This is a genomic window from Nannocystis punicea (genome assembly GCF_026965555.1).
Lineage (GTDB): Bacteria > Myxococcota_A > Polyangia > Nannocystales > Nannocystaceae > Nannocystis > Nannocystis punicea.
Genome location: NZ_CP114040.1, coordinates 5,170,636 through 5,195,714 on the forward strand (window position 1 = coordinate 5,170,636; position 25,079 = coordinate 5,195,714).

Annotated in this window: 19 protein-coding genes and 1 pseudogene; 8 read left to right on the plus strand and 12 right to left on the minus strand. The window is 71.5% G+C overall.

All coding sequences use genetic code 11. The features are described from left to right. Window positions 1-164: 164 nt before the first annotated feature. The 4 genes from O0S08_RS19990 to serS form a co-directional block, all read right to left on the minus strand. Complete coding sequence (locus O0S08_RS19990) at window positions 165-1,058, minus strand: hypothetical protein (protein WP_269040795.1); 894 nt, start codon at window positions 1,056-1,058, stop codon at window positions 165-167. A 28-nt stretch (window positions 1,059-1,086) separates the two neighbouring features. Beyond that, entirely contained in the window at window positions 1,087-2,001 is a 915-nt protein-coding gene (locus tag O0S08_RS19995; RefSeq protein ID WP_269040796.1) for a GNAT family N-acetyltransferase, read from the minus strand. A gap of 571 nt (window positions 2,002-2,572) precedes the next feature. Beyond that, a complete protein-coding gene (gene trpS / locus O0S08_RS20000; protein WP_269040797.1) occupies window positions 2,573-3,589 on the minus strand; it encodes a tryptophan--tRNA ligase in 1,017 nt (338 codons plus the stop codon). Between the two features lie 66 nt (window positions 3,590-3,655). After that, a complete protein-coding gene (serS, locus tag O0S08_RS20005) occupies window positions 3,656-5,029 on the minus strand; it encodes a serine--tRNA ligase (protein WP_269040798.1) in 1,374 nt (457 codons plus the stop codon). A 211-nt stretch (window positions 5,030-5,240) separates the two neighbouring features. Here serS and O0S08_RS20010 point away from each other — a divergent pair, with 211 nt between their 5' ends. From O0S08_RS20010 to O0S08_RS20020, 3 genes are all read left to right on the plus strand, one after another. Beyond that, window positions 5,241-5,426, plus strand: coding sequence for a hypothetical protein (locus O0S08_RS20010; RefSeq protein ID WP_269040799.1), 186 nt, complete (start codon window positions 5,241-5,243; stop codon window positions 5,424-5,426). Between the two features lie 242 nt (window positions 5,427-5,668). Next, window positions 5,669-7,246: a D-alanyl-D-alanine carboxypeptidase/D-alanyl-D-alanine endopeptidase gene (dacB, locus tag O0S08_RS20015; protein ID WP_269040800.1), complete on the plus strand. Its 1,578-nt coding sequence runs from the start codon at window positions 5,669-5,671 to the stop codon at window positions 7,244-7,246. A gap of 494 nt (window positions 7,247-7,740) precedes the next feature. Beyond that, window positions 7,741-8,796: a D-alanine--D-alanine ligase family protein gene (locus tag O0S08_RS20020; protein WP_269040801.1), complete on the plus strand. Its 1,056-nt coding sequence runs from the start codon at window positions 7,741-7,743 to the stop codon at window positions 8,794-8,796. A 259-nt stretch (window positions 8,797-9,055) separates the two neighbouring features. On the opposite strand, the gene O0S08_RS20025 is transcribed toward O0S08_RS20020, so the two are convergent. The 5 genes and pseudogenes from O0S08_RS20025 to cysC all read right to left on the minus strand — a co-directional run. After that, complete coding sequence (locus tag O0S08_RS20025) at window positions 9,056-9,436, minus strand: hypothetical protein (RefSeq protein WP_269040802.1); 381 nt, start codon at window positions 9,434-9,436, stop codon at window positions 9,056-9,058. Between the two features lie 49 nt (window positions 9,437-9,485). Then, window positions 9,486-10,205 (minus strand): TerB family tellurite resistance protein, encoded by a 720-nt coding sequence (locus tag O0S08_RS20030; protein WP_269040803.1) that lies wholly within the window; start codon window positions 10,203-10,205, stop codon window positions 9,486-9,488. A 99-nt stretch (window positions 10,206-10,304) separates the two neighbouring features. Further along, window positions 10,305-11,666, minus strand: coding sequence for a DUF4215 domain-containing protein (locus O0S08_RS20035; protein ID WP_269040804.1), 1,362 nt, complete (start codon window positions 11,664-11,666; stop codon window positions 10,305-10,307). Between the two features lie 178 nt (window positions 11,667-11,844). Continuing rightward, window positions 11,845-12,063: a translation initiation factor IF-1 gene (gene infA / locus O0S08_RS20040; protein WP_096334112.1), complete on the minus strand. Its 219-nt coding sequence runs from the start codon at window positions 12,061-12,063 to the stop codon at window positions 11,845-11,847. 393 nt (window positions 12,064-12,456) lie between these two features. Beyond that, window positions 12,457-12,984 (minus strand): annotated as a pseudogene (gene cysC, locus O0S08_RS20045) (adenylyl-sulfate kinase); the annotation flags it as partial. 204 nt (window positions 12,985-13,188) lie between these two features. On the opposite strand from cysC, the gene O0S08_RS20050 reads away from it, so the two are divergent. Together O0S08_RS20050 and O0S08_RS20055 are read left to right on the plus strand one after the other, a co-directional pair. Continuing rightward, window positions 13,189-15,663, plus strand: a complete 2,475-nt coding sequence (locus tag O0S08_RS20050) for a DNA gyrase/topoisomerase IV subunit A (protein ID WP_269040806.1) — start codon at window positions 13,189-13,191, stop codon at window positions 15,661-15,663. A gap of 18 nt (window positions 15,664-15,681) precedes the next feature. Beyond that, window positions 15,682-17,592: a DNA gyrase/topoisomerase IV subunit B gene (locus O0S08_RS20055; protein ID WP_269040807.1), complete on the plus strand. Its 1,911-nt coding sequence runs from the start codon at window positions 15,682-15,684 to the stop codon at window positions 17,590-17,592. Window positions 17,593-17,788: 196 nt separating this feature from the next. On the opposite strand, the gene O0S08_RS20060 is transcribed toward O0S08_RS20055, so the two are convergent. Both O0S08_RS20060 and O0S08_RS20065 read right to left on the minus strand, forming a co-directional pair. Further along, window positions 17,789-18,244, minus strand: coding sequence for a helix-turn-helix domain-containing protein (locus tag O0S08_RS20060; RefSeq protein ID WP_245914033.1), 456 nt, complete (start codon window positions 18,242-18,244; stop codon window positions 17,789-17,791). 388 nt (window positions 18,245-18,632) lie between these two features. Beyond that, entirely contained in the window at window positions 18,633-19,247 is a 615-nt protein-coding gene (locus O0S08_RS20065; RefSeq protein WP_096334117.1) for an RNA polymerase sigma factor, read from the minus strand. Between the two features lie 63 nt (window positions 19,248-19,310). Between O0S08_RS20065 and O0S08_RS20070 the strand changes: the two genes are divergently transcribed. The 3 genes from O0S08_RS20070 to O0S08_RS20080 all read left to right on the plus strand — a co-directional run bounded on the left by O0S08_RS20070 (window position 19,311) and on the right by O0S08_RS20080 (window position 23,063). Further along, window positions 19,311-21,767, plus strand: a complete 2,457-nt coding sequence (locus tag O0S08_RS20070; protein ID WP_269040808.1) for a serine/threonine-protein kinase — start codon at window positions 19,311-19,313, stop codon at window positions 21,765-21,767. A gap of 460 nt (window positions 21,768-22,227) precedes the next feature. Next, complete coding sequence (gene arfB, locus O0S08_RS20075; protein WP_269040809.1) at window positions 22,228-22,659, plus strand: alternative ribosome rescue aminoacyl-tRNA hydrolase ArfB; 432 nt, start codon at window positions 22,228-22,230, stop codon at window positions 22,657-22,659. Further along, window positions 22,656-23,063 (plus strand): c-type cytochrome, encoded by a 408-nt coding sequence (locus O0S08_RS20080; protein ID WP_269040810.1) that lies wholly within the window; start codon window positions 22,656-22,658, stop codon window positions 23,061-23,063. Before arfB ends, O0S08_RS20080 begins: the two co-directional genes overlap by 4 nt. 189 nt (window positions 23,064-23,252) lie before the next feature. Here O0S08_RS20080 and O0S08_RS20085 read toward each other — a convergent pair whose 3' ends face one another. Then, window positions 23,253-25,064 (minus strand): sensor histidine kinase, encoded by a 1,812-nt coding sequence (locus O0S08_RS20085; RefSeq protein WP_269040811.1) that lies wholly within the window; start codon window positions 25,062-25,064, stop codon window positions 23,253-23,255. Window positions 25,065-25,079: the final 15 nt, after the last annotated feature.

Consider the following 25,079-nt stretch of genomic DNA (forward strand, 5'->3'; position numbering starts at 1 on the left):
TTGAACATGGCCGAAGAGGCAGCTGCAAGGAGCGCCCTCCAGGCCGGCAGCAAGGGCCGCCGCGAGTGGCTGAGCCGCGCGGCGCGGTGACGGGCTGCTCGTGACCCACGAGCGAGGCCCGCGGGCGCGGGGCGCCGGCGGGCCTCGGGGTCAGGAGCGACGGCTCACTCGCAGACGCTGCCCATCGCGCCGCCCTGACCGAGCGAGCCGGGGGTGCAGGTGCCGTTCATGCAGTCGGCGTCGGTCTTGCACTCGCCGCACACGCCGACGGTCAAGAAGCCCATGATGTCGACCTCGCCGCACTTGCCGGAGGCGCAGGCGGCGTCGGCGTCGTCCTCGCCGAGCGGGCACAGGGCGCCGTTCTCGACCGAGCCGGGCTCGACGCACTTCTTGGCGCCGCTGAACGCCTGGATGTCGAGCTCGGGGCTGCAGATCATGCCCATGTCGCAGTCGGCCGACTCTGCACATTCGCCGCAGGTGTCGGGGAGGATGCCCGGGATCGGGATGTCGATGGCGGGGCCGCAGACGAGGCCGTCCTGGCAGGCGTCCTGCGACATGCACTGGTTGCCGTAGCCGCCGGCGGCGCAGGTGGCCCCGCTGGGCCCGAGCGAGCAGGAGATGCCGGTGCCGGCGCGCACGCAGTCGGAGTCCTCGTTGCACTCCGAGCAGATGCCGCCCTCGAACAGCGGGCTCGTGTAGCAGTTCGCCGACTCGCAGTCGTCGTCGCTCTGACACATGCCGCCGTTGGGCTGCGGCATACCCGGGCCGGTGGTGCCCTGGGTGGTGTCGGTGGTGATGAAGCCGGCCGACATGTTGGTCGTGGTCGGCGTGACGTCGGTGGTCGAGTCGTCGCCGGTGGTGGAGCTGGCGTCGGTGGTGGTGCCGGTGGTGGTGGGCGTGTCCGTGCCGGTCGTGGTGCTCGTGCCGTCCCCGCTGGTCGAGGTTTCGGTGCTCCCGGTCGCGCTGGTCAGCGGATCTTCGCCGCGACAGGCGGCGAGGGCGAGGGTGGCGGTGAGGACGAAGGCTGCGTGCTTGGCGAGGTTATGCGCGAGGGTCACGATGAAGCTCCGGAACGGTCTGCGCGCATCATCCATCGCCCGATCGGAAGTTGTCTAGACGTCGCGGGAGCGCGAGATCCATGGCCGCGAACCGCTGCGCGACGCGGAACTCGCCGCAGTGCTGCGCGAGCTCCTGCGAGGGCTCGACGACGTCGCTTCGCAGCAGCGCTGCGGTGATCGAACTCACCGGATCGACTCCGTACAGGAGCAGCGGCATGCTCGCAGGCGTGCGCGCGAGCAAGGCCGCGACCGCAGCCACGGGCTCGATGCCTCGCGCGACGAGCATTCGCTGCACCAGCAGCGCTCGACCCTCGCGCGAGACGTGGGCCCAGACGCCAGGCATCGGCTCCAGCGTGGCGGCAAGCGCCGGCGGCGTGCGAGCCCACGCACCCGGACGCCACGCGCAGACCTCGAGCGGGTCGCCGTTCGTGGGGGCCGGGGACCACGGCTGCTTGGCCTGGTCGGCGAGCTCACGGTCCCATCGGACATGCGAGATCGGGCATGTCCCATGGGCCAGGAGCGTCAGGCGTCGGGCGGTGACGACCAGGCCGAGGCGGGCGTAGAAGGCCTCGCGCTCGGGCTCGGCGAGCACGCGCAAGGCCTCGTAGCCGGCCGGGGCGAGGCGGACCGCCGCGGCCTCGACGAGCGCGCGACCGAGGCCGCCGCCGCGCCGCGCCGCGATCACGCCGAGGCCGGCGGAGTGGGCGATCCGGTCGGAGGGATCCTGGCCGAGGAGGAAGTACCCGAAGAGCATGTCCTGAGGGACAGGTTCGGTGGCGCCGGCGGCGACGGCGAGGACCGAGAGGTCGAGGTCGACGCCCTCGCGCTCGAGCTTGCGCGCGAACCACCCCGGCGCCCGCTCGCCGCGGCCGAAGACGGCCTCGGCGAGGCTCGCCAGCGCGTCGGTGGCGACGCCGCGCAGGCTGCGGAGCTCGAAGTCCATGGGCGCGGCCGAGTCTGACAGAGCCGCGTGGTGACGGCGAGGCGCGGTCGGCGAGACGATGCTCGCGCCAGTGGCGATGGCGGGTGGCGAGTGCTCCGGGCGCCGGCCGCGAGGCGAGCGCGAGCTATCGGGGCGAGGTCGAAGCCTGGGCGGCGAGCGTGCGACCGGCAGGGCCTCGGCGAGCGAGCTAGCTAGCTATCTGTTGGCGGCCACATCTGCGAGGCGAGCCGAACTGCGAATCGGTGTCACTGGCCCCAGGCTCGGGCGAGGCCGACTGCGACGAGAGCGGCAGAGCGCGCCGAACCGAGACGCGAATGCTCGCGCGGTGGATCGGCGCCGAATCGAGATGCGAGTGCTCGCGCGGCGCTCGGGTGAGGCTGGCGATGCGGCGGACGCGGCGGATCGGCGCCGAATCGAGATGCGAGTGCTCGCGCGGCGCTCGGGTGAGGCTGGCGACGCGGCGGACGCGGCGGATCGGCGCCGAATCGAGATGCGAGTGCTCGCGCGGCGCTCGGTTGAGGCTGGCGATGCGGCGGCCACGGCGGAGCGGCGCCGAGTGCTCGCGCGGCGCTCAGGTGAGGCCGACGGCGCGACGGCAGCGGTCGATGGTCGCGCGGGCGATCGGGCGGGCGCGCTCGGCCGAGCTGCGGAGGACGGCCTCGACCTCTTCGGGGTGCTGCAGCAGGTGCTCGCGGCGAGCGCGGGCGGGCGCGAAGTGGGCGTCGATCTTGTCGGCGAGCAGCATCTTGGCGTGGCCGTAGCCGAACGGCTGGCCGTCACGGGCGCCGGCGCGGTACCAGCCGGCGATCTGCGCCAGCTCGGCCTCGTCGCTGAAGAGCTTGAGCAGGGCGTAGACGTTGCACGTGCCGGGGTCGAGCGGCTGGCCGAGCGGGGTCGAGTCGGTGACGATCTGGCCGACCAATTTGCGCAGCTTCTTGCCCGACTCGAACAGCGGCAGGAGGTTGCTGTAGCTCTTCGACATCTTGCGGCCGTCGAAGCCGGGGACGATCGGCGCGATGCCCAGGAGCGCCTCGGGCCGGACCAGCAGCGGCGGGCCGCCGGCGGCGTAGGCCTCGTTGAGGTAGGTGGACATGTCCTGGGCGAACTCGACGTGCTGCAGCTGATCCTTGCCGACCGGCACGAGGGTGCCGTCGTAGATCAGGATGTCGGCGGCCATCAGCAGCGGGTAGTTGAACAGGCCGGCGTTCGGCTTGATGCCCTGGGCGATCTTGTCCTTGTAGCTGGTGGACCGCTCCATCAGGCCGACGCCGGTGACGCAGGCGAGCAGCCAGGCGAGCTCGTGGACCTCGGGGATGTCGCTCTGGCGGAACAGCAGCGACTTGGCGGGATCGAGGCCGAGCGCGAGGTAGGTGACGGCCGCGTCGAACACGTTCTGCCGCAGCGCCTCCGCGTTCCGCAGGGTCGTCAGCGCGTGGTAGTCGGCGATGAAGTAGTAGGCCTCGCCCGGGTAGCGGTCCTGCAGGGCGATGTGCTGGGCGATGGCGCCGAAGTAGTTGCCGAGGTGGAGCACGCCCGAGGGCTGGATGCCCGACAGCACGCGCGGAGCAGGGGATGGCGTTGCGGACATGGCGTTCGGTACCTGTCGAAAAAGACCTGTCGCAAGGGACCTGTCGGATAAGACCTGGCGGGACGTTCAGGCGCGGCGGCGCGGGCCGATCACCGGCTTGCCGACCAGCGGCTGCAGGACCTCGGGGACGGCGACGGTGCCGTCCTGCTGCTGGTAGTTCTCGAGGATGGCGACCAGCGCCCGCGAGGTGGCGACGGCGGTGCCGTTCAGCATGTGGACGTGGCGCGGCTTGGGCTTGCCCTCGCCGCCGGGGCGGTAGCGGATCCGCAGGCGGCGGGCCTGGTAGTCGGTGCAGTTCGAGGTGCTGGTGATCTCGCCGTGGGCGCCGCGGCCGGGCATCCACGCCTCGAGGTCGAACTTGCGGAAGGCCGGGCCGCCGAGGTCGCCGCTGGCGATGTCGAGGACGCGGTAGGGGATCTTCAGGGCCTGGAAGATCTCCTCCTCGATGGCGAGCAGGCGCTCGTGCATCGCCTCGCTCTGCTCGGGGGCGGTGAAGGCGAACAGCTCGACCTTGGTGAACTGATGCACGCGGTAGAGGCCCTTCGACTCCTGGCCCGCGGAGCCGGCCTCGGTGCGGAAGCAGTGCGACAGGCCGGCGAGCAGCAGGGGCAGCTGCTCCTCCTCGAGGATGGCGTCGGCCAGCATGCCGCCGAGCGTGATCTCGGCGGTGCCGACCAGGCAGAGGTCGCTGTCGGCGACGCTGTAGACCTGGGTCGACTCGCCGCGCGGCTGGAAGCCGAGGCCGCGCAGGATCTCGTCGCGCGCGAGGTCGGGGGTGGTGTGCAGGGTGAAGCCGTGGCGCGCGGCGACCCCGAGCGCGAAGTGCTGCAGGGCGAGGTCGAGGAGCACGGCCTCGTGCTTGAGGTAGTAGAACTTCTGGCCGGCGACCTTGGCCCCGGCCTCGAAGTCGACGAGGTCGAGCGACTCGGCGATCGCCAGGTGGTCGCGCGGGACGAAGCCCTCGGCCGCGAAGTCGCGGGGGGTGCCGACGCGGCGCAGCTCGCGGTGGTCGTCGTCGGTGCGGCCGCGCGGGGTGCCTTCATGCGTGAGGTTCGGGACCCGGGCCCACGCCTCGTCGCGGGCGCGCAGCGCGGCCTCGGTCTGGTCGACGAGAGATCTCTCGTCGGTGCGCAGCTGCTTGCCCTGCTCGACGAGGCGGGCCCGTTCGGCCGCCTGCTGGTCCTTCGGCAGCGAACCGACCGACTTCATGGCGGCGCTGGTCTGGTTCTGCTGCTGGCGGAGCTCGTCCTGGCGGCGGAGGAGGCCGAGGTAGGCGGCGTCGAGGTCGACGAGGCGCGCGACGGTCTGCGCGGCCCAGTCGGCGCCCGCGGGATCGGCGGCTGCGCCAGGGGCAAGGTCCTCGAACACGCGGGCGTGGCGGTCGCGCAGGTTCTGGGCGATCCGGGCGCTGTCTTCGCGGAGGACGTGGATGTCGAGCATGGGGCGCGGACATTAGCAGGCCCCGCGCGCGGGGGAAGGGGTGGCGAGCGCCCGCGCCGGAAATCAGCCCTTGACCCTGGGGGGCCGCTCACGCATCCTACGCCGCTCCAAAGCGCCGGCCCGAGGCCGGCCTGGGGCCCTCAGGTTGCCCGAATTCGGGTGAATCGGGCCCTGCAGTCCAACATTTGTCGCCACAGAGGTCCTTGCCGCCATGGGATACGGAGATAACCGCCACACGCCGAAGATGCGCCAGCGCCGGAGCCGGAACAAGCTGATCGCCCGCCTCAAGCGCAAGGCCGCCGAGGTCAAGGCGACCCGCCTGGCCAACAAGCAGCAGGTCCAGGCCGAGTCCGGCAGCAAGAAGACCAAGACCAAGAAGAAGACCGACAAGGGCTAGTCGGTCTCGCCGAGGGCGGCGGCCTGTCCCGAAGGTCAGCGCGAAAGCGCGCGGACGGGAAGGAGCCTTCGGCGTTTGGCAGCGGCCTGTCCCGAAGGTCAGCGCGAAAGCGCGCGGATGCGTCGTGGGGCCGTTGAGAAGCCGCAAAAGGGTGCGTGAAGGGGTAGTAGCCCCCCGAGCGGGCGGAAAGTCCGATTTCTTGAGCGCAGGGGGGTGGGTGCGCCATGGTGGGATATCCCGCCGTGACCCGCTCCTTCCCCCAGCTCGCAAGCTTCGCCCTCGCCCTCGTCACTGCGTATGCAGGCCTGGCGACCGCCGGTCCGCGCTCGCCCGGCCAAATTCCGGCGCCGCAGTCGATCCGCGAGGCCGTGGAGCCCGACGAGCCGGTGGTGCCGCCGCGCCTGGCCGCGCCGTTCGCGGCGCAGACGTGGCCGCAGCGGGTGGCGGCTCGCCTGGCGGACGTGTCGGCGCGCGCGAACTCGCGCGCCTGGACGGCCGACCCGACCGACGACGCGAGCCTGCGGCGCAAGCTGGCCGAGCTGGTCCGCCGCGCGGGCGCCGGGGTGGCGGTCCACGTGGCCGACCTGGACGAAGGGACATGGCTGTTCGACCAGAACGGCGCGGCGCGTCTGAACCCGGCGTCGAACCAGAAGGTGTTGACCGCGATCGCGGCGCTCGAGCTGCTCGGCCCCGACTATCGGTTCGAGACCCGGCTGGTGCGCGACGGCGACGCGCTGGTGCTGATCGGCGACGGCGATCCGAGCCTGCAGCTGCAAGGGCTGCACGCGCTGGCCAGCAAGGCGCTGGCCGCCGAGGCGCTGGCGGGGGTGCGGCGGATCGTGATCGACGAGCGGGCCTTCTCGCCGGAGCGGCTCGGCCCCGGCTACGAGGAGCCGCCGGGCCCGGGCCCGAGCTACCTGGCGCCGAGCGGGGCGCTGTCGCTGAGCTTCAACACGGTCGAGACGACGGTCCGCACCGACGGCGCGACGGTCCACGTCGAGGTGACGCCGGCGAGCGGGCACGTGACGCTGGTGAACAAGGCCCGGCCGCTCCGGGGGCGCGCGCTCGAGGTCACCAGCACGTGCGAGGACGGCCGCACGGTGCTGACGGTGACCGGCGCGGCGAAGCGCAAGCCGAGCACGGTGCGGCGGCGGATCTGCGACCCGGGCAAGTTCGCCGGCGAGGCGTTCGCGGCGGTGCTGCACGAGCTCGGCGGTCCGCTCTTGCCGGTCGAGAGCGGGGCGGCGTCGGCCCACGCGCGCGAGGTGGCGTCGCTGGTGTCGCCGCCGCTGGCGCAGATCCTGGCGAGCGCGCTCAAGTACTCGAACAACTTCACCAGCGAGCAGGTGGTGCGCACGCTCGGGCGCCGGATGTCCGGAGAGCCAGGTTCGTGGGACAACGGCCGCGCGGCGCTCAAGGCGTTCTGGCGCGCGGCCGGCAACGACCCGCGCGAGCTGCAGCCGGAGAACGGCTCGGGGCTGAGCCTGCGCGGACGGGTGAGCGCGCGCGGCCTGGTCCGCGTGCTGGCGCTGGCCCGCGACGAGGGGGCGGCGGCTGCGAGCATCGTGCCGGCGCTGGCGGGCGCGGGCGGCGAGGGGACGCTGCGCCTGCGCATGCCCGGCGGCCGCGGCCGCGTGCGCGGGAAGACGGGCACGATCGGCGGAGTGAGCGCGCTGTCGGGGATCGCGGCGACGCCCGACGGCCGCCGCGCGCTCGGCTTCAGCGTGCTGATCAACGGCAAGAACCTGGCGATGCCCCGCAGCCGCCGGCTGCAGGACCGCATCGTCCAGACGCTGCTCGACCACCTCGACGCAGGCTGACCGTTTGGACCTGTGCTTTTATTAATGGCTGAAAGCACAGGTGTAAAAAGACAGGTTCAAAGGGGCAGGGCCAAGCCTGCCGGATGGACCTGCGAGGGGCCGCTGCCGGCGGTACCTGGCGAAAGGGACAGGCGAAGCGCCCGCGGAGACCTCGCCAGGAGCCGCGCTGAGGTCGACGATGGCGACGTGCGCGGTCGCGGCCGCTGCGGGCGACCTGGCGAAATGGACAGGTGAGGGGCGCCGCGGGGACGTCGAGGAGCTCGGCGCGGATCCTGTCGGACGGGGGAGTGAGCGGCGGACGCGACGGCCGACCTGTTGAAAGAGACAGGTCCGCGGGGCCGCGGCGCGCGTCCGCGTGGCCGGCGGGCCGGTCGGGGCCGAGGAGATCGGTCACGGGCGCGGCGAGCGGCTGGGGAATGCCCGCAGGAGCCCGCGCGTGGTGGCAGGGCGCAGTATCGCCATCGCCGTCGCGCGGTGGTAGCGTCCACACGCCCATGCCAGCCCGACGCCTCCTCATCGTCTTCGGCGGTCGCTCCTCGGAGCACGAGATCTCGATCCGCAGCGCGGCCGAGATCCTCAAGGCCATCGATCACCAGCGGTTCACGCCGGTCCTGCTCGGCATCCGGCGCGACGGTGGCTGGTGGACCGGCCCCTCGGAGTGGTCGCTGGAGGCGGTGCTCGAGAACGGCGAGCCGGTGTCCGACCTGCGCAAGCTGGCGCCCGACCTGGTGTTCCCGGTGCTGCACGGGCCCTACGGCGAGGACGGGACGTTCCAGGGGCTGCTCGAGGTGCTCGGCCTGCCGTACGTCGGCTCGGGCGTGCTGGCGTCGGCGCTGTGCATGGACAAGGCGCTGCTGAAGCAGGTGCTCGGGACGCAGTCGCCGGCGATCCCGATCGTCCCGTGGCTCGAGGTCGACGCCCACGGGCTCGGCACCGCGGCGCAGCGGCAGGAGATCGTCGACGCGATCGTCGAGGTGGTCGGGTTCCCGTGCTTCGTGAAGCCGGCCAACCAGGGCAGCTCGGTCGGCATCAGCCGCGTCGACGAGGAGGCCGGGCTGTGGCGCGCCCTGACTCTGGCGTCCCGCTACGACGCCAAGCTGGTGGTCGAGAAGGGCATCGACGCCCGCGAGATCGAGCTGGCCGTGCTCGGCAACGGCGACGCGCACACCCTCGTCAGCGCGCCCGGCGAGATCGGGCTGCCGTCGGGCGAGTGGTACGACTACGAGAACAAGTACCTGAAGGACGCGGCGACCCTGCAGATCCCGGCGGACCTGCCCGAAGCCGCGGCCGAACGCCTGCAGGCCCTGGCCCTGCGCGCGTTCCGGGTGGCCGGCTGCAAGGGCCTGGCCCGCATCGACTTTCTCGTCGACCGCCAGACGCTCCAGCCCTACCTCAACGAGATCAACACGATGCCCGGCTTCACGACGATCAGCATGTACCCCAAGCTGGTCGAACGGGCAGGCGTGCCCTACGCCGAGCTGATCAGCCAGCTGTGCGAGCTGGCGCTGGCCCACCACACGGCGCGCAGCAAGCTCAGCGTGACGCGCTGAAGTGCAGGGCGCGAGCTCGTCGTTCGGCGTAGCGAATCGTCGGGGCCGCGGACCGCGAGTTCAGTGCGCCTTCGGGGCCTTGCGCCGCGGCTCGCCTGCAGCCGAGCCGTCTGCTTCGCTCAGAGCGGTCACCTCGCGCGGCCGCGAGGCGCCCTGTCGGCGACATGGAGCGTCGGCGCTGCGCCTCGGCTTCGTCGGGGCGGCCCATTCATGTCGCAAAGGTCATGTCATCGCGGACATGCGCCATGGGCCATGTCGTTCAGAGCAGGATCCACGGGACACGCTCACCCCAGCCGAAGGCGGCCATCAGGGCGGCGAACACGAGGATGTTGAGCAGCCAGACCAGGGCGGCGAGGGCGGTGGAGCCGAGCCAGCCGGTCTCGGCGACGGCGCGGCGGGGGTGCCAGTGGACCCACCCGAGCAGGTAGATCGGCGCGAACACCAGCCACAGCGCGCCCTGGCCGACGAACAGGGCGGTGACCAGAGCCTCCTGGCCTTCGGGACATGTCCTGGCGAGCAGGCCGAGGAACACCAGGGTGACGGCGGTGGCGAGGCCTGCGGGGGCGAAGGCGAGCAGGAAGACGCGATCGATCGGCCACAGCAGGGTGTCGGACGCGGGGCTCGGCGCGGGATCCGGCATGCTCACAGTGTCCCCGCGGTCGGGCGCCCGGGCAAGCCGCGGCGGGCGGTCACGCGAACAGCAGGCGCAGCGCCTCGTCGCGCGGGACCGCGGCGAAGGCCGCGAGCTCGAGGAAGAAGTCGCGGCCGAGGTCGGCGCGGCTCGAGGCGGACACGAGCGGACCGATGGCCCGCAGGACGGCGAAGCGGCGCTCGCGCGGGAGAGCCGCGAGGCGGGCGCCGACGTGGTCGAGCTCGGGGCGCTTCGACAGGTACTCGCGCGCGAGCGCGTCGCGGCGCTCGGGCGTGAGCGGCAGGCGGCCGAGCAGCGCGCGGTACTGATCGATCTCGTCGGGCTCGAGCACGCCGTCGTGGTGGATCAGCACCGCGGCGAAGGCGGCGATGTGCTCGCCGAGGTCGGCCGCCTGCTCGGTCCACTGCCGGCGCCAGCGCGCCAGCTCGTTCGGGGTCACGCCGAGCTGGGCGGCGATCCGCTCCATCACCGCGACCTCGGCCGCGCTCGCCTCGCCGTCGGCCAGGGCCATCGCCCACGCGCGCTCGAGCGTGGTCTCGGTGAAGGCGGGCAACGGCGGCGGCAGGTCCTCGAAGGTGCGGTGGAGGGCGTCGAGGTCGCCGAGCATCTTGAACCACCGCCGGCTCTCGGCCTCGTCGAGGTGCTCGTCCAGCATCGTCAAGATCAGGTCGGCCTCGCCGGGCTTGATCTCGCCGTCGGCGTGGGCGATGAGGCCGCAGGCGACGAGGATCCACTCCTGCTCGGGGGTCAGGTGCATGGCGCTCTCCGCGGCCAGCGTACAACGGATCGCCGCCGTCGGGGCCGAATCGGCCGTTGGGGCGAGTGCGCGAAGTCGCACTCGGCCTCGGGAACGCCGTCAGTCGAGGCCGCAGTAGCGCAGGCACTCTTCCGGCGGATCGGCGAGCCGGTAGACGTAGTACTCGCCGCAGTTCCGCACCTGGATCGTGGTTTGCCAGTCGCAGTCGGTGTCCCACGCGAAGCAGACCTGGCGATCGACGACGCCGTCGTCGACGATCGGGTGGACGCCGACCATCCAACCGGGAGCGTCGGTGCCGCAGTCGAACGGCTTGAGCGGGTTGGTCGGCATCGCCGTGCCGGCCGGGCCGGTGAGGCGGTACCACTTGTTCTCGAGCTGCTTGTCACACTTGGTGACCTTGCCCGGGCCGTCGTTGAAGATGGCGTTGCGGTCGGGCTCGGCGAGCGGCACGTAGGTGAGGCACTCGGCCGGCAGCTCCTTCTGACACTTGTCGTCGCAGCCGTCGAGCGGGACGAGGTTGCCGTCGTCGCAGGTCTCGATGTCGGGCTCGATCTGGCCGTCGCCGCAGCGCGGCCCGAGCGAGGCGCAGCCGGGGGCGCAGCCGCCGTAGCTGCCGTCGTTGACGCCGTCGTCGCAGGCCTCGTCGCTGTTGTGGATGAAGCCGTCGCCGCAGCTGGCCTGCGAGCAGTCGACCAGGCAGTCGTCGTTGTTGTCGAGGTTGCCGTCGTCGCAGGCCTCCATGTCGGCCCACACGTAGCCGTCGCCGCAGTAGGCGGCCATGCACTCGATGCAGCCGTCGTCGACGCTGAGGTTGGCGTCGTCGCACTCCTCGAACACTGCGTGCTTGAAGCCGTCGCCGCACGAGGAGGGGACGCAGGTCGGCAGGCAGTTGTCGTCGTCGAGGGTGTTGCCGTCGTCGCACTCCTCGCCGTCGTCGACCTTGCCGTTGCCGCACAGCATCACGGTGTCGACCACGCACGCGGTGGTGCAGCCGTCGTCGTCCTGCTCGTTGCCGTCGTCGCACTCCTCGACGCCGAGCTGGACGAAGCCGTCGCCGCAGCGGGCCTCCTGGCACAGCACCGTGCAGGTGTCGGAGTTGTCGGAGTTGCCGTCGTCGCAGGCCTCGGCGCCGTTCTGGACGAAGCCGTCGCCGCACACCGCGAGGACGCAGCTGTTCAGGCAGGCGTCGGAGTTGTCGAGGTTGCCGTCGTCGCAGGCCTCGCCGGGGTCGACGTCACCGTTGCCGCACTGCAGCTCCGCGCCGGTGCTCGTGTCCAGAGTGGTGGTCGGCTCGCCGGTGCCGGTCTCGCTGCCGCCGGTGGTCTCGGCCTCGGTGACGAGCGAGCCGGTGGCGTCGGTGTCAGGGGTCTGGCCGGTGTCGTTCGAGCACCCCGGCGCGACCGCGCCCACCAGCAGCGCCACCCATGCCACCCGTTGTCCGCCGCGTCCGGCCCAAGCCATGTTTTTCCACTACCATCGATCCCGGGGGCCGGCAACCGCGGCCCGGCGCGGGCCCGTGTCGGCCTGTATTGCGGCGTAATGAAGCGCGGATCGCTGACGCGTCCGCGCGGACCTCGAACCCCAACTCTTCCGGCGACGTGCTCGTGCGCGCGTGAACTGTCCTGAAGGACAGGTCAGTTCAACGCGCGCGGTAGACGATGCGACCGCGCGTCGGATCGTACGGCGTGACGCCGACGGTGACGCGGTCGCCGAGCACGACCTTGATGCGAAAGCGTCGCATCTTGCCGGCGAGGTGGGCGAGGACGTGGTGGTCCGGATCGATTTCCACCTTGAATAAACCGCCTGTGAGAACCTCGGTGACGGTTCCCTCAAATTCGATCAGATCGTCCTTGCTCATTCGCGGGGGAGAGTATGGGGCCCACTCGTGTCGCGCAACAGGGGGGACGCGGGATTTCAGCGGAGCCCCGTCACGCACGACGGCGACCCGAGGCGTCGTCACCCAGGCGTGGCACGGGAAACTCGTGCGTTTGCGCGCGACCCAAAGGGCGGCCGTTCGTACGCCCGCGGACCCGTCTCAGGCGCCGGCCGGCGCCACGAGCAGGCCGCGAGCCTCGAGCAGCGCCACGATCGCGGCGGCGTGCTCGTCCGGCGAGGCGCCGACGGCGACGCGCCGCTCTCCGTCGGTCGCGGGCCCCTGCCCGGTGACTTCTTCTGCTGCTTCTGCTGCTTCTGCGTGAGGCAGGCTCGAATCGACGGGCGCGTGAGGCGAGGTCGCGTCGGCGTGAAACAGCAGATGCAGGTCCGGCGCGTCCGGCGGCTCGTAGGGGGCGTCGATACCGCTGAAGCCGGCGATCTCGCCGGCGCGCGCGCGACGGTAGAGGCCCTTGGGATCGCGGGACTCGCACACGGCGAGCGGGGCGTCGACGAACACCTCGAGGAAGTGACCTGCGGGGACGCGCTCGCGCACGCGGGCCCGATCTTCGCGATAAGGGCTGATCGCCGCCACGAGGACGATGAGGCCGGCGTCCTGCAAGAGGCGCGCGGCCTCGCCGAGGCGGCGCACGTTCTCGGCGCGATCTTCCGGCGAGAAGCCGAGATCTCGACACAGCCCGAAACGCAGGTTGTCGCCGTCGAGGATGTAACTGTGTCGGCCGCGCGCGTGGAGCCGGGCGTCGACCCGCGCGGCGATCGTGCTCTTGCCGGCGCCCGAGAGGCCGGTGAGCCAGACGACGACCCCCCGCTGGCCGAGCCGCTGCGCCCGCTCTTCGGGGCCCACGGCGGCATGGTGCCAGCGAACGTTGGTCGCGACCTGGTTCAAGGGCCCCACTTATGACACACCGGCGGGGCCGCGCCCAGGCCGATCCGCCGCGGCCGGCGCCGAGAAACGCGGCCCGGGGAACTTGACGCGGATCGCCCCGCGGGTAACCTTCGGCCGCGCCTGAAAGGCCCGCATGCGGGCGAGACGGGCGTCGCAGGCCGCGCAGGAGCAGTTTTCCGGCGCGTCCAACCTCGGGAGCGCAGGATGACTGTCCGGACGTCTGACGAAGAAGGGCCCTCCAGCCGCGGCCGCCGCAAGGCGACGCGCACGCACGACGACGACGAGGGCGGCGGCCCGATGCCCGTCACGCTCGGCGACCTCGCCGAGGAGGCGCGGCGCAAGTACCTCAACTACGCGCTCAGCGTGATCACGTCGCGCGCCCTGCCGGACGTCCGCGACGGCCTCAAGCCGGTCCAGCGCCGCATCATCTACACGATGTTCGCCGACCTGAGCCTCACGCACGACGCCCGCCATCGCAAGAGCGCGAAGGTCGTCGGCGACGTCATCGGCAAGTACCACCCGCACGGCGACACCGCGGTCTACGAGGCGATGGTCCGCCTGGCCCAGGACTGGGTCATGCGCGCGCCGCTGGTCGACGGCATGGGCAACTTCGGCTCGATCGACGGCGACTCGCCCGCGGCCTACCGCTACACGGAGGCGCGCCTGACCAAGGTCGCGTCGGAGCTGCTCACCGAGCTGACCCGAGATACAGTCGACTTCCGGCCGACCTACGACGGCACCGGCAAGGAGCCGATCACGCTGCCGGCCCGCTTCCCGCACCTGCTCGTCAACGGCAGCACGGGCATCGCCGTCGGTATGGCGACCAACGTGCCGCCGCACAACCTCGGCGAGGTGGTGCGCGCGGCGATCGCCCTCATCCCGCTGCTGCCGCCGGCGCGCGAGGACGAGGCCGCGGCCGAGAAGCGGCGCAAGGAGGCGCTCAAGGTCGCGCTCAAGGCGATCAAGGGGCCCGACTTCCCGACCGGCGGGCGCCTGGTCGCGACCCGCAAGGAGCTGGCCGAGCTGTACGAGGAGGGCAAGGGCTCGTGCAAGCTGCAGGGCGAGTGGAAGGTCCGCGAGGAGGACAAGTCGACCTTCATCGTCATCACCTCGGTGCCGTACGGGATCGAGAAGTCGGCGCTGGTCGAGGAGATCGGCGACATCATCGCCGCCAAGAAGCTGCCGCAGCTGGTCGGCGTGCAGGACCTGAGCACGCGCGACGTGTGCATCGAGCTCGAGGTCAGCCGCAAGTCGGGGGCCGAGCCCGAGCTCATCATGGCCTACCTGTTCAAGCACACGCGGCTGCAGGTCACGGTGAAGTACGACTTCACGTGCCTGGTGCCGATCGCGGGCGCGGACGTCGGCCGTCCCGATCGCCTGGGTCTGGCGGCGATCCTCGAGCAGTTCCTGCTGTACCGCCAGGAGACGGTCCGCCGCCGCTTCGAGTACGACCTCCGCAAGCTGCGCGAGCGGATCCACATCCTCGAGGGCTTCGAGAAGATCTTCGACGCGCTCGACGAGGCGATCAAGATCATCCGCCGCAGCGACGGCCGGGCCGACGCCGGGCAGAAGCTGATGAAGGCGTTCGACCTCGACGAGATCCAGACCGACGCGATCCTCGAGACGCGCCTCTATCGCCTGGCCAAGCTCGAGATCCAGAAGATCCGCGAGGAGCTCGAGGAGAAGCGCAAGGCGGCGCGCAAGATCGAGGCGATCCTCAAGAGCCCCGAGAAGCTGTGGGCCGAGATCAAGGGCGAGCTCGAGGCGCTGGCCGAGGAGTTCGCCGAGCCGCGGCGGACCCGGATCTCCGACGAGGACGTGACCGAGGAGTTCACGGCCGAGAGCTTCATCGTCAAGGAGGACGCGATCGTGCTGGTCACCCGCGACGGGTGGATCAAGCGCCAGCGGACCATCAACCTCGCCAGCACGCGCATGCGCGAGGGCGACGAGGCGCTGGCGCTGGTCGGCGGCAGCACGACCGAGTCGGTGATCCTGCTGACCAACAAGGGCTCGGCCTACAACGTGCGGATCAACGACGTGCCGCAGTCGACCGGCCACGGCACGCCGGTGCAGCAGCTGTTCAAGTTCAAGGACGGCGAGCGGCTGGTGGCGGCGGTCGGGACCGACGCGCGGGTGATGCCGGAGTTCGGCATGCCGAAGCCCGAGCTCGGCGAGGAGTACGAGGAGCCGTACCCGCACATGCTGGCGGTGACGCGCTCGGGCATGGCCTTGCGGTTCACGCTGTGGCCGCACCGCGAGGTCAGCACCACGCGCGGGCGCATGTTCGGCAAGCTGCGCGAGGGCGACGAGTTCGTCGCGGTGTTCAAGATCTACGCCGAGGACGAGGTGTGCGCGCTGACGCGGTCGGGGCGGCTCCTGTGCTGCACGTCGCAGGAGGTCAGCCTGCTCTCGGGGCCGGGTCTGGGCGTCATCCTCGTCAAGCTCGACGACGGCGACGACGTCGCGGCGGCGTTCCCCGCCAACACGACGGTCGAGGTCGAGAAGGCCACCGGCGGGTCGATGAAGGTCGGCGCCGGCGCGGTCAAGGCGACCGCGCGCGGCGGCAAGGGGGCCGAGCTGTGGAAGCGCGGGGCGGTCAAGCGCGTCGTCCTGCCCGAGCCGGTGCTGCCCGATCTCGAGGCGGCCGAGGCGGCCAAGAAGCAGACCAAGAAGGCGTAGCGGGGGAGGAGTAAAGCGATGGCCCAGGCGAGCAAATACGGCGCAGAATCGATCCAGTTCCTCGAGGGCGTGGATCACGTCCGCAAGCGCCCCGGCATGTACATCGGCGGCGTCAGCAAGGACGGTCTGCACCACCTGTTGTGGGAGATCCTCGACAACTCGGTCGACGAGGTCATCAACGGCCACGCGACCCAGATCGAGGTCAAGCTCGACAAGGACGGCAAGGGCGTCAGCGTGACCGACAACGGCCGCGGGATCCCGGTCGAGAACCACCCGACGCTGAAGATGCCGGCGATCGTGGCGGTGTATACCAAGCTCGGCGCGGGCGGTAAGTTCGACGGCGAGAGCTACAAGCACTCCGGCGGCCTCCACGGCGTCGGTGCGGCGGTCGCCAACGCGCTGTCGGAGCAGCTCGTCGCCAAGGTCTGGCGCGACGGGTCGATGTGGGAGATCGAGTTCGTCCGCGGCGTGCCCGACGGCAAGCTGCGCAAGCTCGGCAACGCCCGCGGATCGGGCACCGCGGTCTATCTGCGGCCGGATCCGCAGATCTTCGGCAAGACGATCGCCTTCGACGCGGTGGTCATCCGCGACCGCCTCGAGGCCAAGAGCTACCTGCACAAGGGGCTCAAGATCGTGTTCGTCGACGAGGCGGCGGGCAAGACCGAGACCTTCCACCACGCCGAGGGCGTGTCGGAGTACCTGAAGAAGCTGATCGAGGTGCGCGCCAAGCCGGCGGTGCACCCCGGCATCTTCTTCCTCGATCGCGCCGACGACCCGAAGCTCGAGGTCGCGTTCGCCTGGACCGAGGGCACCGACGACGCGATGCACTCGTTCGTCAACGGCGTGCCGACGCCCGACGGCGGCACCCACGAGCAGGGCCTGCGGGCGGCGCTCGGCAAGGGCATCCGCGCGTACATGCAGACGCACAAGCTCGAGCCGAAGGGCCTGTCGATCGGCCTCGACGACATCCGCGAGGGCATGGTCGCGATCCTCAGCACCTACGTGCTCGAGCCGCAGTTCCAGAGCCAGACCAAGAACCGCCTCAACAACCCGGAGGTCGCCGGCCAGGTCGAGGGCGCGATCCGGGCCGCGCTCGAGCAGTGGCTGCACGAGAACCGCAGCACCGCCGAGGCGATCGTGGCCCGCGTGATCGCGTCGGCGCGCGCCCGCGCGGCCTCCCGCGCGGCCAGCCAGCAGGTCTCGCGCAAGGGCCCCGGCGGGGTGCGCCTGGGCCTGCCCGGCAAGCTCGCCGACTGCTCCGAGCGCGACGCCGCCAAGTGCGAGCTGTTCATCGTCGAGGGCGACTCCGCAGGCGGCTCGGCCAAGATGGGCCGCAACCGCAAGACGCAGGCGATCCTGCCGCTGCGCGGCAAGGTCCTGAACACCGAGCAGGCCAGCCTGGCCAAGGTGCTGGAGAACGAGGAGCTCGGCAACATCGTCAAGGTGCTCGGCTGCGGCGTCGGCAAGGACGTCAACATCGAGCAGCTCCGCTACGGCAAGGTCATCCTGCTGATGGACGCCGACTCCGACGGCCATCACATCGCCACGCTGCTCCTGACCTTCTTCTACCGCCACATGCGCGAGCTGATCCGCAGCGGCCACGTGTACCTGGCCCAGCCGCCGCTCTACCGCGTCGACATCGGCAAGGAGACGCTGTGGGCCGCCGACGACGCCCACCTGCAGCGGATCCTGGCCGACAAGGGCCGCGGCAAGCCGGAGATCCAGCGCTTCAAGGGCCTCGGCGAGATGATGCCCGAGACGCTGCGCGACACCACGCTCGACCCCAAGAAGCGCGCGCTCGTCCAGGTCAAGATCCGCGACGAGCTGCAGACCGACCAGACGATCAGCAGCCTGATGGGCAAGGACGCCGGCGCGCGCTACTCGTTCATCATGGACCGCGCCGCCGAGGCCGACGCGCTCGACGTCTGAGGCCGGCCGCGCTGCGCGTGCCGTCGCCCCTGGCCCGTGCGGGCGAGGGGCGGCGTTTTTTTGGGCTCGGTTAAAACCGGAAAGGAGGGGCCTGGCCCTCCTTTCCTGTTCTGAAGGTACTGTGCTTCAGTACCTGGCTCTTGGTACCTGGTCTCGGGTACCTGTCTCTTCGCTCACGCGGGGACCGCGGTCCGGCTCAGTCGAGGCCGCGGGTCATGCTGTGCGGGTTGGTGGCGTGGACCAGCTCGACGCGGCTGTGGACGCCGATCCGGCGGTAGATCTGGCGCACGTAGGTCCGCACGGTGCTGAACGAGAGGCCGGTGCGGGTGGCGATCTGCTTGTCGGTGCAACCCGAGATGACGAGGCGGGCGATCTTGGCGAGGCGCGGCGGGAGCTGCGGCTCGGGGGCGGAGCTCTGGGTCTCCATCGCCATGTCCGGGATCGCCAGGGTGTAGACCTGACCGTCCGTCTGGATGGTCGCGCGGCGCGGCCAGTCCTTCGGGTCAGCCGGGGCAGCCGGCTCCGGATCGCCGGGCTTGCGATCGAGGGCGCGCATCGCCGGCGCGTTCATACAGAGGATGGCCCCCTGCTCGGTGAGCACGACGGCCGGACGCCGGTAGCCGTGGACCAACTCCGTCAGGACCGAAACCATGGACACGGACCGCGTCTCCTTGGCGTCGACCTCGGGTTGGGCTTTGGACCATGAGTTGGCTGCGCCGCGCGCGGCAGTGTCCACAGTGCTTTGATGGGTGCTATCGAGCTGCATACCAGGTTCCGCGTGAGTGACTCGAAGTGAAGAGTTCAGGCCCGAAGGCCGATGAGCGCTTGGGGCCCGCTGCCCCGTCGATCGGTCGTGGTAGTGCGAGCGGCGTAGGGGTCGATCCCATTTTCTTTCGAAAACGCCTCAGGATGAAGATCTGGCCGAAATGCCCCGCCGACACGCGTGGACAGGGCCTGCACGAGGTCGCGGCGGCGAACCTGCCACCTCCAACATGCCTCGTGAATCAGCCTCCGGTAGCGCCTGGATCGCGCCGCGGCAGCTACTCGCCGGACAGCTGGGCGCGCAACGATCGGACCCAGCCGTCGAGATCGCTGAAGGTCGCCCGCAACAGCTCGGGGGTCCGCGCCAGGCTGCTCATCTTGTCGGCCAGCGCCTCCTTGGCCCGGCGCAACCGGCTGCGCACCGTGCCCTCGGGGATCGCCAAGACCTGCGCGAGCTCGGGCGCGGCCATGTCTTCCCAGTAGTAGAGCTCCAGCACCAATTGATAGTCGAGCGGGATCCGCCGCAGCGCCTCGAGCAACAGCCGCTGCTCCTCGTGCGCCGCGAACACGGCGCTCGGCGACGGCGTGAGCTCGTCGGTCGAGGTCTCGCTGAGGTCGGACGCCAACCCCTCGCGCCGTCGCTCCCGGAAGTGCGCGCGCAAGATGTTGTGGGCCACCGCGAACAAATAGGTACGGAAGCTCGACTGCTTCTGAAACCGATCGCGCGCCTCGACGCAGCCCAGGAAGGTCTTCTGGATCAAGTCGTCGACGCCGTGCGTGACCTTGTTGGCGAAGAAGCGACAAACGGCGTCGAAGTGCCGCTCGAACAGCGCATTGCCGGCTTCGCGGTCGCCGGTCCGCCAGGCATCCAGGAGCTCGAAATCCGTCGCCACGTGGCCTACGCGATCATTTCTATCACCGCCACCGCCCGAGTTGAAGCCGTGGTAAGGTAGGCCGTGCAGCAGGGTAGGTCGGGCGCAGACACGCTGGGCGAGCAGATCCAAGCCGCTCGCGTGTTCGCGCCCGGGCTGGAGATCCAGCAGATCAAGTCGTCCGTGCGCGCGCGTCTGTTCGGGACCTTCGACGGCGCGCCGACCCTCGGCGGCTACACGCTGCGGCGAATGATCGGCCGCGGCGGCACCGGAGCGGTGTTCGAGGCGGTCGGGCGCGACGGCGAGACGGTCGCGCTCAAGGTCCTCCGCGGCTTCGAACCCGCCGCACTCTACCGTTTCAAGCTCGAATTCCGGGCGCTGGCCGATATTTCGCACCCGAACCTGTCACTGCTGCACCACCTCGTGGTCCGCGGCGATCAGGCGTTCCTGACGATGGAGCTGGTCGACGGGGTCGACTTCCTGTCGTACGTGCGCCAGCACCCCGCACGCTTGCGAGCGTGCCTTGCGCAGCTGGCGGCGGGCCTCGACGCCCTGCACGCGGCCGGCAAGCTCCACCGCGACATCAAGCCGTCGAACGTGCTGGTGACCCGCGAAGGCCGCGTCGTGATCCTCGACTTCGGTCTGGTCCACGAGCTGACGGCCGGCCGCGGCATCGAAGTGGTCGGAACGCCGGCGTACATGGCTCCGGAGCAGGTTCACGGGGCCACGCCGGCGCCGGCGAGCGACTGGTACTCGGTCGGCGTGATGCTGTTCGAGGCGCTGACAGGCGAGCTGCCGTTCGCAGGTCCGATGCACGAGGTGCTGCGCGACAAGTGCGAACGCGTGGCGCCGCCGGCGCTCGGTTCGGCGGCAGAACCGCCGCTGGCAGCGCTGTGCGCGGCGCTCCTGGAGCGAGAGCCGAATCGTCGCGCGGGCGGGGCGGAGATCGCTGCGCTTCTTCGCGAGACCGACAATCCCCGCGCTCCACGGGCGCACGTGCCGCCGAGTCCCCGCGGCCACGGCTCGCTGACGCCGCCTGGCGGCCTCATCGGTCGTGAGGTGCCGTTCGCGGCCGTCGGCGCGGCGTTGATGGAGAGCCGCAAGCGACCGGTGGTGACGCTGGTGCGCGGGCGATCGGGCCTCGGCAAGTCGGCGCTGCTGCGGGCCTTCGCCGAGGCGGCGCAGGCCGGAGCGGCCGGGTTGTCGACGCCGGCGGTGGTGCTCGCGGGTCGCTGCTACGAGCGCGAGCAGGTGCCGTTCAACGCGTTCGACAGCGTCATCGACGCGCTCACCGGGCTGCTGCTGGGCGTGGCGCCGACCGAGCTGGCGGCGATCGTGCCGCCCGACATCGCCGCGGTCGCCCGCCTGTTCCCGGTGCTCCGCCGCGTGGCGTCGATCGCCGAGGCATGCCCGCCCGGCCCGCCGAGCGACATCGACGCGGCCTCGCTGCGCCACGCCTCGGCTGTCCTTCGAGACATGTTCCGAAGGATCGCCGACCGGATCCCGCTGGTGGTGCTGGTCGACGACGTGCAGTGGGGCGACAGCGACAGCGCGTCGCTGCTGGTCGAGCTGCTGCGCGGGCCCGACGCGCCCCGCTGCCTGGTGGTGCTGGCCGCCAGCGAGGGCGAGGCGCTGCCGAACGTCGACCTGACGACGCTGGTCGAGCGCCTGCGCGCGAACGGCCCGGTGCTCGAGCTCGGGCTCGAGCCGCTGCGCCTGCAGGAGGCGACGACGCTGGCCGAGGTGCTGCTGCGCCGCGGGCCGTGCGAGCTCGAGGCGGACGAGCTGCACGCGCAGGCGGTGGCGATCGCCGGCGAGGCGGGCGGAGTGCCGCTGTTCGTCCGCGAGCTGGCGCATCATGTCCGAACGACCATGGTCGGAGAGACATCCCTCAGCGACGTGCGGCTCGAGGCGATGGTGGCCGAGCGGGTCGGTCGGCTGCCGCCCGCGGCCCGGGCGATGCTGGCGGCGGTGATCGTCGCCGGGCGTCCGCTCGAGCTCGAGATCGCGTCGGCGCTGTCCGGCGGCGGCCGGCGCGAGCTGCAGCAGCTGCGCGCGGCCCACCTGGTGCGCGTCAGCAAGTCGCCGCGCGGCGAGCTGGTCGAGGCCTATCACGACAAGATCCGCCTGGCGGTGCTGGTCGGGGTGGGCGACGAGCAGGCGCGGGCGATCCACGGCCAGATCGCCGAGCAGCTGCTCGGCCGCGCCGGCGTGCCCCCGGAGCTGCTGGCCGACCACCTCCGCGCCGCCGGCGATCGCGTGCGCGCGGCCGAGGTCACCCGCGTGGCCGCCCAGCACGCCGCCGAGGCGCTGGCGTTCCGCCGCGCGGCGGAGCTCTACCGCGACGCGGCGGCGCTCCTGCCCGTGGAGGACGTCGTCGGTCGACGCGACGCTCTGGCCCGCGCCGGCGAAGCGCTGGCGGCCGCTGGTCGCGGTTCGGAGGCCGCCGAGTGCCTGCTCGCGGCCGCCGCCCTCGCGCCCGAGGTGGTGGCGCTGGCGCTGCGTGAGCGGGCCGAAGAGGCGCTCCGCACCGCGGTCTGAGCCGCGGGCGCCGAACCTGCCGGTGAGGCCGCCTGCATCGGTGTCGGCCCGACGGGGTTCGCCGCGTCGATCGGTCGGCCTCGGCGGACGGCTGCGCCGGCGGTCACGGGCGCGGTGACGATGACCGAGGAGGACCTCATCCCGCTGGCCGATCGACAGGTGGTTCTCGACGACTTCGCGGTGGCCCGGCGCGCGCAGCAGTTCGGGAGGTCGGCGACTCGCTGCGACCCAGGGACGCACGCGCGCCGAGCCGTCGCCCCTGCGCCCACGCGCGACCTGCCGGCGCCCGTCGACGGCCGGTCGAGCTGCGCCGTCTCGGCGAGGATGGGGCCGCCCGGCGAGGTGGTGATTCGGACATGTTCGAAAGTGCAGGCGAGCGAAGATGCGTCGGGCTCGCCGGCGCGCGCGAGGTCGCCGGCGGGGCCTTGCGCGGGGGCGGGGGATCGTTCACCCTCCGCCCGTGATCGAGGGGCCGCTCATCGCCGAGCCCGGACTGCGGGTGCCCGTGTGGGCGCTGCGCTGGAAGGCCGTGCGCTCGGGCGGGCCCGGCGGGCAGAACGTCAACAAGGTGGCGTCCAAGGTCGAGCTGCGGGTCGCGATCGCGTGCATCGAGGGGCTGACCGAACAGACAGGTGCCCGCCTGCGCGCGCTGGCGAAGACGCGGCTGGTCGGCAACGACGAGCTGGTGATCACGTCGGAGCGCACGCGCGACCAGGGCCGCAACCTCGAGGACGCGCTGGCCAAGCTGCGGGTGCTGCTCGAGGCGGCGCAGCGCCAGCCGCGGCCGCGCCGGCCGACCCGGCCGACCCGCGGCTCGGTCGAGCGCCGCCTGGCCGCGAAGCAGCGCCGCGGCGACACCAAGGCGGGCCGGCGATGGTCCGACGAGGGTTGAAGCGCGGCGCCCTGGCGCTGCTGACCGCCGGCTGCGAGCCGCGCGTCGAGCTGAAGCCCGGCGATCCGGAGGTGGTCCGCGCCGCGCAGCAGATCTTCGAGACCCGCTGCGCCAACTGTCACGGCCCCCGCGGCCGCGGCGACGGTCCCGGCGGGCGAGCGTTGTGGCCCCGCCCGCGCGACTTCGGCGACCCGGCGTGGCAAGCCGGGGCCGACGACTCGCACCTGCGCAAGGTCATCGTCCAGGGCGGCGCCTCCGTGGGCCTGTCGCCGCAGATGCAGCCGAACCCCGATCTGGCCGACAGCCCGGCGGTGGTCGGCGAACTGATCGGCATCATCCGCGGCTTCGCGCCCGCGCCGGAGGCGAAGAGCGCGTCCCCGGAGACCGACAAGCCGGGACCGTGAGGCGAGCGCGGGGCGGAGCAGAAGGTATGTCTTTAGGGGCATGCTCTGAAGAGCATGTCCTTGGAGACATGGGAATCAAGGGCCGGGCACCTCGAGGCAGGCGCTGGCGGTCGAGGTGAGCCGCTGCGACCCCGCGCTCGGCGATGAGGGCGGGGCGCTGCGGAATGGCCTGTCCTCGAGGACAGGTCCTCAGACCTTGAGCTGGGCGGCGCGGGCTGCCGCGGCGCGGGCGGCCTCGGCGACGGTGCGCGAGAAGCTGCCGGAGCGGCGCGACAGCGACAGCTCGTGCGGGTCGCTGTACGGCAGGCGCACGGTGAACATGGTGCCGACGCCGAGCTGCGACTTGACCTCGATGGCGCCGCCGAGCATGTCGCAGAAGGCCTTGGAGATCGCCAGGCCGAGGCCGGTGCCGCCGAAGCGGCGCGAGGTGGTGCTGTCGCCCTGCGAGAACGCCTGGAACAGCCTGCCCAGCTGCTGCTGCGTCATGCCGATGCCGGTGTCGGCGACGATGAACTGGATCGCCGGCGCGCCGTCGCGGAGGGTCTTGTTGGCGGTGAGGCGGATCTCGCCGTGGTCGGTGAACTTGACCGCGTTGCTGAGCAGGTTGAGCAGGATCTGCCGCGTCTTGGTGAGGTCGGCGTGGATGAAGCCGATGGTGGACGGGCAGACGACGACGAGGCGGTTGTGCCCGCGGTCGGCGAGCGGGCGGATCGTGCCGAGCACGGCCTCGACCATGTCGGCGACGTCGAAGGTCTCGAGGTGGACGTCCATGCGGCCGGCCTCGATCTTCGACAGGTCGAGGATGTCGGAGATGAGGCCGAGCAGGTGCTTGCCGGCGAACTGGATCTTGCGCAGCTCGTCGAGCGAGCCCTCGAGGCCGCGCTCCTCGGACTCCTCCATGAGCATCTCGGCGTAGCCGATGACCGCGTTGAGCGGGGTCCGCAGCTCGTGCGACATGTTGGCGAGGAAGCGGCTCTTGGCCAGGTTGGCCTCCTCGGCCATCTGCTTGGCCTCGCGCAGCGAGCCCTCGGCGCGCTTGAGGTGGGTGATGTCGGAGGCGACGCAGACGGCCCCGATCGGCTCGCCGTGATCGTCACGCAGGTCGGAGCGGGCGTACAGCACCGGGATCTCGCGGCCGCCCGGGGCCCGGTAGACGCGCTCGACGAGGCCCTGCTGCGGCTCGTGCGGCAGCGGCACCTCGGACGCGAACTCGGGCAGGAGCACGGAGAACGGCCGCCCGAGCAGCTGCTCCGGCAGGGCGTCGAGCAGCTTCAAGGTGGCGCGGTTGACGGTCTGGATCCGCCCTTCGGCGTCGACCACCACCAGCGACTCGGCCATCGAGGCGAGGATGTTGTCGGCGTACCGCCGCGCGCGCTCGGCCTCGCCGAGGATCTGCTCGGCCCGCACCTCGCCGGCGCGCGCGCGCCCGAGGGCGTCCTGCAGGCTGTGCACGGCCAGGGACAGGAACACCCCGGCGGCCGCGAGGTGGAGCATGCGCGAGAGGTACGCGCGCGGGCCGTCCTCCAGGATCGCGTCGGCCGGCAACAGGTCGCCGATCTCGGCGAAGTAGAGGCCGACCAGCGAGGCGAAGCAGAGGCCGAGGATGGTGAGCAAGGTGCGTCGGCCGAACAACAGCATGCCGACGATGACGATGAGGATGAGGCCGCCCAGCGCGGAGCTCCGCAGCCCGCCGGTGTAGGCGGCGTGGGCGACCATGGTGGCGCCCGAGAGGCCGAGCAGCGCGTAGCCGGCGAGGTAGACGTGACCGCGGTGGAGCAGCGCGAGCAGGGCGAAGCTGAGCGCCGGGAACAACAGGTCGAGCGGCGAGAGGGCGGCGCCGCGGGTGAACATCACCACCTGCACGACCACGCCGAGCATCCCGATCGTCGTGGCGACGACCAGCGCGAGGTGGACGATGCCGGCGACGCGCGTCCTCTCCTCGTCGGCGAACCGCGGGCCTTCGAAGAGGCGGCGGAGCCGTTTGAGCGCGGGCGACGTCATCGGCTCGAAAATCAA

What these genes read in the sequence shown, in the direction of transcription:
- O0S08_RS19995 (WP_269040796.1), bottom strand. Translation starts at nt 2,001, where the DNA reads ATGGACTTCGAGCTCCGCAGCCTGCGCGGCGTCGCCACCGACGCGCTG.
- O0S08_RS20020 (WP_269040801.1), top strand. Translation starts at nt 7,741, where the DNA reads ATGCCAGCCCGACGCCTCCTCATCGTCTTCGGCGGTCGCTCCTCGGAG.
- O0S08_RS20035 (WP_269040804.1), bottom strand. Translation starts at nt 11,666, where the DNA reads ATGGCTTGGGCCGGACGCGGCGGACAACGGGTGGCATGGGTGGCGCTG.
- serS (WP_269040798.1), bottom strand. Translation starts at nt 5,029, where the DNA reads ATGCTCGACATCCACGTCCTCCGCGAAGACAGCGCCCGGATCGCCCAG.
- O0S08_RS20050 (WP_269040806.1), top strand. Translation starts at nt 13,189, where the DNA reads ATGACTGTCCGGACGTCTGACGAAGAAGGGCCCTCCAGCCGCGGCCGC.
- O0S08_RS20025 (WP_269040802.1), bottom strand. Translation starts at nt 9,436, where the DNA reads ATGCCGGATCCCGCGCCGAGCCCCGCGTCCGACACCCTGCTGTGGCCG.
- trpS (WP_269040797.1), bottom strand. Translation starts at nt 3,589, where the DNA reads ATGTCCGCAACGCCATCCCCTGCTCCGCGCGTGCTGTCGGGCATCCAG.
- O0S08_RS20060 (WP_245914033.1), bottom strand. Translation starts at nt 18,244, where the DNA reads ATGGTTTCGGTCCTGACGGAGTTGGTCCACGGCTACCGGCGTCCGGCC.
- O0S08_RS20010 (WP_269040799.1), top strand. Translation starts at nt 5,241, where the DNA reads ATGGGATACGGAGATAACCGCCACACGCCGAAGATGCGCCAGCGCCGG.
- infA (WP_096334112.1), bottom strand. Translation starts at nt 12,063, where the DNA reads ATGAGCAAGGACGATCTGATCGAATTTGAGGGAACCGTCACCGAGGTT.
- O0S08_RS20085 (WP_269040811.1), bottom strand. Translation starts at nt 25,064, where the DNA reads ATGACGTCGCCCGCGCTCAAACGGCTCCGCCGCCTCTTCGAAGGCCCG.
- O0S08_RS20055 (WP_269040807.1), top strand. Translation starts at nt 15,682, where the DNA reads ATGGCCCAGGCGAGCAAATACGGCGCAGAATCGATCCAGTTCCTCGAG.
- O0S08_RS20030 (WP_269040803.1), bottom strand. Translation starts at nt 10,205, where the DNA reads ATGCACCTGACCCCCGAGCAGGAGTGGATCCTCGTCGCCTGCGGCCTC.